At 44.6% G+C, this 6,470-nt stretch carries 4 protein-coding genes and 2 pseudogenes; 2 read left to right on the top strand and 4 right to left on the bottom strand.

Annotated features, from left to right (window positions below; genetic code table 11):
- The coding region (locus tag AN618_RS09730) for a transposase (RefSeq protein ID WP_187694918.1) at positions 1 to 217 on the top strand (217 nt) is incomplete at its 5' end.
- Between the two features lie 161 nt (positions 218 to 378).
- Here the strand turns inward: AN618_RS09730 and AN618_RS14175 are convergent.
- From AN618_RS14175 to AN618_RS09715, 4 genes and pseudogenes are all read right to left on the bottom strand, one after another.
- The gene (locus tag AN618_RS14175) at positions 379 to 822 is read right to left on the bottom strand and encodes an MFS transporter (RefSeq protein WP_425402674.1); all 444 of its coding nucleotides are present in this window, start codon (positions 820 to 822) and stop codon (positions 379 to 381) included.
- The gene (locus AN618_RS09725) at positions 749 to 1,606 is read right to left on the bottom strand and encodes an MFS transporter (protein WP_066354429.1); all 858 of its coding nucleotides are present in this window, start codon (positions 1,604 to 1,606) and stop codon (positions 749 to 751) included. Before AN618_RS09725 ends, AN618_RS14175 begins: the two co-directional genes overlap by 74 nt.
- A gap of 49 nt (positions 1,607 to 1,655) precedes the next feature.
- Positions 1,656 to 2,954 carry an RNA-guided endonuclease InsQ/TnpB family protein gene (locus tag AN618_RS09720; protein WP_066354436.1) on the bottom strand — a complete coding sequence of 433 codons (1,299 nt, stop codon included), beginning with the start codon at positions 2,952 to 2,954 and terminating at the stop codon, positions 1,656 to 1,658.
- Between the two features lie 204 nt (positions 2,955 to 3,158).
- Positions 3,159 to 4,564, bottom strand: a pseudogene (locus AN618_RS09715) (ISLre2 family transposase).
- Positions 4,565 to 4,682: 118 nt separating this feature from the next.
- Between AN618_RS09715 and AN618_RS09710 the strand changes: the two are divergent.
- Positions 4,683 to 5,791: pseudogene (locus AN618_RS09710) on the top strand (IS110 family RNA-guided transposase); the annotation flags it as partial.
- Between the last annotated feature and the right edge of the window lie 679 nt (positions 5,792 to 6,470).

The raw sequence follows: 6,470 nt of genomic DNA, 5'->3' as shown, positions 1-6,470 counted from the left end.
TGCTTTAGAGCGGCTAAACGAAGAGATACGCCGACGTGAAAGGGTTATTAGGATATTTCCCAACCGCGAATCAGCTATACGTCTAATTGGGGCATTGCTTATGGAACAGGACGAAAAATGGACTTCTGGCAAAAAATACTTGGATATGACCGAATACTTTGAGTGGCATAAAGAAAACTCCAAAAAAGTAAAAGAAAAAGTAGTTTCGATAAGTTAAACTTTTATCACCTGATTCTAACCAGAGGGAATTTTACACAAAAAATTGGACTTGATCCTCAATACTCACTTATTATTGATATGAACAAATGTCTCATTATACACATTTTCTTGATAGCTTTCCGCCCAATCGGTTTACAGAAGCCAGAGGTACGTCAATAATCAACCGAGGACTTCAGATTCACTTGACTCTGCGCGAGTATGCGTTAGTGAGAATAGTCCCGCAATGAGAACAGCAACACCAGCAACGGTCAACAGACTGCGAACAGTTACCCCTTTGACAAGAGCACTGGCAGCCAATGAAGATAGTATTACCACAAGACTCATCATAGACAATATTGTTGCGAACACGCGTCCTAAGGTGTGGGATGGAACTCCCGTTTGTAGTAAGCTACGGAGCCCCACCATTTGAAATGTCGTAAACAATCCTGTAACAAAAAAGGATGGAAACATTACTGTCAGATTGCTGGCATTGAATCCAACTATCAGAGAGGAGCCAACCCCCAACAATCCTATTGTGAACAAGCGATGTTTAGCAAAACGTGATCCAATCCACCCAATGGCAACTCCCGAAGTAACCATCCCCAATCCTTGGGCCGCTTCTATGTATCCAAGTGTCGATGGCGTACCGGAGAAATTCTCCTTGTATAAATATAACCAATAATGCATTAATGATACCCTGTGAAATCATATATATGGTTACGGTAATAAAAACTTTCCGGATCATATGTGTGTTTACAATAATTTCAATGCCTTCCTTGAGGTCCGACCATATACTTTCAATTGTACGACATTGTTCTTTAGGCGCTAGGTTATTAGTGGGCAAACGTATTCCCAGAATACATGCCGCAGACACTATATACGAGATGATATCAATCCAAACAACAGGTGCAAAACCAAGCCATGCTGCAATACCGCCACCAATCGTCGGTCCTAGTATTTGTGTAAAGGATTCAGTAAGTGAGCTCAATCCATTAGCCTTCACCAATTCTTCTTTTCTGACGAGAGAGGGAATTAGTGCCTGTTTCGCTGGGTCATAGAACCGACCAAAAGAAGCTTCAAAGAAGCTGCTGATCCAAATGATCCAAACCCAGTCTTGAGAATTCACAAAACAAATTGGTACTAAGGAAACAGCTCGAAGTAGATCACTTGCTAACATTGTAATGCGCAGATTCCATCGATCAACAAAAACCCCTGCGATTGGACCGATTAGCAGAAAAGGAAGAGCACGTGAAATGAAGGTCACAGCGAGGGCTACTGATGATCCGGTCAAATGATATACGTAAAAGGGTAATGCAATGTTAAGTGAAAAATCACCCAACTTAGAAATCAATTGTCCCACCCAAAATAACATAAAGTTTCTATTCTTTAGTAACATCTTCTTAACCACCTATTGACTTCCTCCCCAGGGCTAAAGCCCGGGGATTCCTTCAGGCGGCTTACGCCGCCATCCGGCTGCCGCTCGTCGCCCCAGAGGGCGTACCGGCGGCAGATTCGAAGCGGCTTACCCACCGGTGGCGGTCCCACCGGAGGGCGAGCGGCTTCAGGGGCGTAGCCTCCGCCCCGTGCTCCTTCGAGGAGCCCTGAAGGATTATGTTTAACGCCGCGTTGGCATCTGCGTGCCAGACGCGACCGCACTTCTCGCACACCGCTTTATGCCGCACAGGTCGCCTGACAGAAGAACCGCAGACGGCACACCGGCAAGAGGTCCCCCGCGGCTCCACCGGCACTACCCTTATCCCGGTCCGAGTGCAGGCAGCCTCGATAAGGTTCCTCAACATGCGGAAGGCCCAGAAGTTGTGCACCAGAAGGTTCTTCGGCCCAAAGTCCATGGCCTCCCGAATGCCTGTCAGGTCTTCGAGGAACAACGTGGTCACACGAAGCCGTTTAAGAATACGGACAATTTCTGCGGCCAAAGCGACAAAGGCGTGCCTGAGCCTGCGGGCACGGAGCTGATAAAGCCTCTTCAGCCTCCTGGAGGTCTTCCTTCCCGCCCGGTTGAGCCTCGACTGCTCCCCTGCAATCTGATTGGTCCAGTAGAGGAAGTCCTTGATGACTTCGCGAGCGGAGAAGAGGAGTTGGCGGTTGAGTCCTTCGACGGCTAAGGCGACCAGAACCCTCGCACCCAGATCGATGGCGGCATGCTTTTCGGGCCGGGCTTTTCTTACCGGCTCCGGCACCTCCACTACCTGGTGGGCATACCAGCGGGTTTTGACCGGGTCGTATTTGAGCTCCAGGGTTTTAGGTCGGCCGTGGAAGCGCAGGACACCCTTCGTGCGCAGGACCAAGCGATCTCCCTGCCCCTTCCGGAGGTCCTGCGGCAGTGTGAGGGAGAGACAACGAGCATCCAGGGAGTAGGACGTGGGCGCCTTGACGGGAATGACGCGGAATATGCGCCTTCCCGTGCGGCGGTCCTTCCAGTAGCGGGGTATGTGCGGCGGTTCCTTCAGTTCGCCTTTCCGGTACAACCGCAGGCAGGCGAAGTAGGAGTCCCACGCCTTCCTTGCTTTCTTGATGACCTCCTGCCCGATGTGGGCGGGCAGAGCTTTGTATGCTGGGTGCTCCTTGAACTCGGAGCATAAGGCGGCGTAGGAGGGCACAGAGTCTCCCTTGAAGAACGCCTGCCTGCACCTGTACTGGACGGCGTTCCAGAGGGCAGCGCAGCGGTCCCCAATGATCTCCAGGACTTGCTTCTGCCGTTTATCTGGAAGAACCCGGACGACGTTGGTGTGTTTCATGCTTCCATTATAGCACAATCTGAAGCCGCTTTCATCCCCAGGCTTAAAAGCGATCGCGTCAAGTTGTTTTAGGTTTTTATGCCCCACCATCGCTCTACACAGGATGTTTTTTGGAAGATAGTCATACCCTTAGAATAATTGTCAAATATTACCATTAAACGAGCACAATTTCCCTCCCTTATCCTCTTCACTCTTGTAAAAAATTTATATTATCGATTGTTGCAAGAGCGATTTTATTGCCATGCTCGTAAATGTCTTCTTGTTCAACAATATGGGCAGTTCCGTTATCGTTCCATACCTTTCATTGAGCTTCTTTATACGCTGCTTCGCTTTATATATAACCTCTTTCGGTAATTCTACAGGCCTTAATTCTTCATAACGCTGCTTGATTATTTTTTCCCTTAACTCTAATCCGCTCGCCTTTACTGCCCTTAATTGGGCCATCTTATGGGCCCCATCCTTGCTCCACGATATGGGCCCTCTTGAAAGTCTTTCCGATAATACATGGCTTACATGACTCTCTGCGCTGCATCCCACTATCTCTTCTTTGTATCGGCTGTAACTTTCCCAATTGTTTTCTATATACTCCAGTACCCTCTTTACCACTTCTTTTTCCCCTTCTCTTTCATAGCTGTTATATCTGTCGTTAAAAATCTCATTTACCTTCTCTAGGTCGCCTTTGTATATTGCTTTCCATAATGCTCTCTTTAGTTTCTTTTCATCTTTGAATGCCATAGTAACGTATTTTTGTAAGTGATATAGGTCTAATACGTAAATAGCATCAGGTATGTATTCTGCTCCAAATTTTATCCATTCTGCTCCATCTCCCGAAATGTAGATGCGCTTTATATACCTTTCTTCATAAGTGCTGGTTATGTATTCCCATACTGCCTTCCATAATTCTTCTTTCTCTTTCCCTTCGTAAACCCCCGTGAAGTATATGGCGTTCTTCAGCCGATTTTTCCCCTCCGCCAAGCTCTCTTTGCCTTCATGCACGTATACCAGCTTTACTATACCGTTTTTCCCGTCTTGATAATGTATATGGTCTTCATCCGCTTCTATATAGAGAACTTGTGCCTTCCTTTTTTCCTTGATTTGCTCATAAGGCTTTATTCCATCCATTCCCTTTATCGTGTTCATTACGGTTTGACGGCTTATATTGACACATTCAGCTCCATTCCTTTTTATTTCTTCTACGGTGTTTCCGTAAGACATTATCGTTGAAAGTTCTGCTACCTCTGCTTTTAACCCTATACCTATTCTTTCATACCTCTGGATGCCTGCTGCCTTATCTACAAGATAGGCTTTTTCTTTCGTTTCTTTATTCTCGTAATAGCGCCTCTTATATGTTATATCTCCAAATTTTGTGGTAATAGTCCTCTCACAGTCTTTTTGTAATACTACCCAATTTTTCCTTTCTTTCTTGTCTTTGTATATCTTTTCATCAAGTTCTTTTAATACAATCCAACATACGTTTTTCCCTAGATCAGTTAGTAGCTTATGAAGTTCTTCTTCAAATTCAGGAAAAGTGTATTTTCCTGAAAGTAATTCTAAAATATTTTTTGTGCACACAGCAGGAATGTTTTAAATACATACCGAATTATTTCCATACGACCTCACCGTCCTGTTGAGTTTTTTACTCATCCTGGTTAGAGGATGGTGAGGTCTTTCTTCTATGTCCGTCCTGGTTTTTCCTTCTTTTTGACCTAAGAAAATTTTACACCATCAATACTCGAAGCCAAAGAAAAATCGAAGGCGATAAGGGTAATAATAGGCCTTGAACCCAGCGGCCATTACTGGAAGCCTCTAACTTGGTTTTTAAAAGAACAGGGATACCAGGTAGTCCTGGTAAACCCATACCACGTAAAGAAAAGGAAAGAAGAGGAAGATAACAGCCCTAGCAAAAACGACCGAAAGGATGCATTGATAATTGCAAAGCTCGTAAAAGAGGGTAAATTTCTAAACTGCCTCTTACCCGAAGGGATTTACGCAGACTTAAGGAACCTTTCGGTTGCAAGAAAACAGCTAATAAACAAGCTCAACAGCGCAAAAAACAAGTTAATTTCAATCTTAGACGAATACTTCCCCGAATTCGAAGAAGTATTCAAGAACATCTTAGGCAAGGCTGCATTATGGGTATTGAGGCACTGCCCTTTTCCTAGCATGATTCTGAACCACACAAAAGAAGAGCTGGCAGAGAATATGAAGAAGGCTGCCAACAAGAGAGTAGGCATAAAAAGAGCCGAGAAACTCATCGAAGCAGCGCAAAAATCGGTTGGAGTAAAGTATGGACTAAAAGGGGCATATATCCGCCTTCACTCATACCTTGACGAAATAGAATTTTTAAAAGGCCAGCTAGAAACAATTGAAAAAACCATGACAAACTGCTCAAGAAGATAGACATAGCAGAATACCTTCTCAGCATTCCCGGCATAGGGATAGTAACCGTAGCTGGATTTCTAGCGGAAGTAGGTGACCTAGCCAACTACACCCACTATAAGCAGATACAAAAACTAGCAGGGCTCAACATAGCCGAAAACCAATCTGGGAAACACAAGGGGAAGGCTAAAATATCAAAGAGGGGCCGTCCAGAGCTGAGGAATCTTCTATACAAAGCAAGCCTTATGTTAGTAGCCAAAAACAAGGAATTCAAAGCCCTTTACGACTATTTCTTGAAAAGACCCCAAAATCCATTAAAATCCAAGCAGGCATTAATAGCAATTTCAGTGAAGCTAATAAGGGTAATGTTCACCCTTGCTAAAAAGAGAGAAAATTACGATCCTCAGAAAGTCCTTGGGGAACACCGCATAAAGCAAATAAACCAGCTAGCGGCATAAAAGTGAGATAGCCAACAACAAGGCGGGGAAGCAATACTCCCCCCATAAGGGCAAGACCCTGCATACGAGTAAAAAGCTCCCCGCCTAGCCCTCAAAGGCAGGACGAAGGAATGTTATAAGGGCGTAGGACCCCGGGAGACATGATAGGGTAGTCGAGGGCATGAGTGAAGGATTTGAGAGGCAACTTTAAGTAAGTTGTGTTAGGTGGTCTTGTTTCGTCTCAAAAATCCTTAGATAAAAACAACAATGAAACAGCCAAAATTCAGCGAAAAGGTAAGATTTTAAGAGCTTAATTTAGCTAATCAAAAAATATTGAGATAGTACTCCTATTCCTGTAAAGACGCATTATTCTCATCAACATTATCACGAAATATGCGGAATGACAACTTTTAATGAAGGTCACTTTCACTTTTTTAAAGCTAATACACGCATATCAATACCCTTTGCCAAATGGATATCATACGCATTGTTTTTCTTTTAGAACGAGCTTTAATGAAGGGCATGACCACGAAGTTACAGCATTTGTGGAAGCTATAAAAGATTAATGCATCCTCCGAATCCGTCGGGGGATTTTTGCTTCTTTATAGATCGCTCCCTCTTTGCGATATCTACTGCTTTTTCTTGCGATTTTTTGCTTTTGTATCAGTGAGCAAGATTCTATCAGGACACAACGCCTTGA

Origin of the sequence: Fervidicola ferrireducens (genome assembly GCF_001562425.1) — a bacterium.
Taxonomy (GTDB): Bacteria; Bacillota; Thermosediminibacteria; order Thermosediminibacterales; family Thermosediminibacteraceae; genus Fervidicola; species Fervidicola ferrireducens.
Note: the sequence above shows the minus strand (reverse complement) of the source record. Positions and strands in the feature narration are given on the sequence as shown.

Coding starts and splice junctions, on each gene's coding strand:
- AN618_RS09720 (WP_066354436.1), bottom strand. CDS start 2,954: ATGAAACACACCAACGTCGTCCGGGTTCTTCCAGATAAACGGCAGAAG.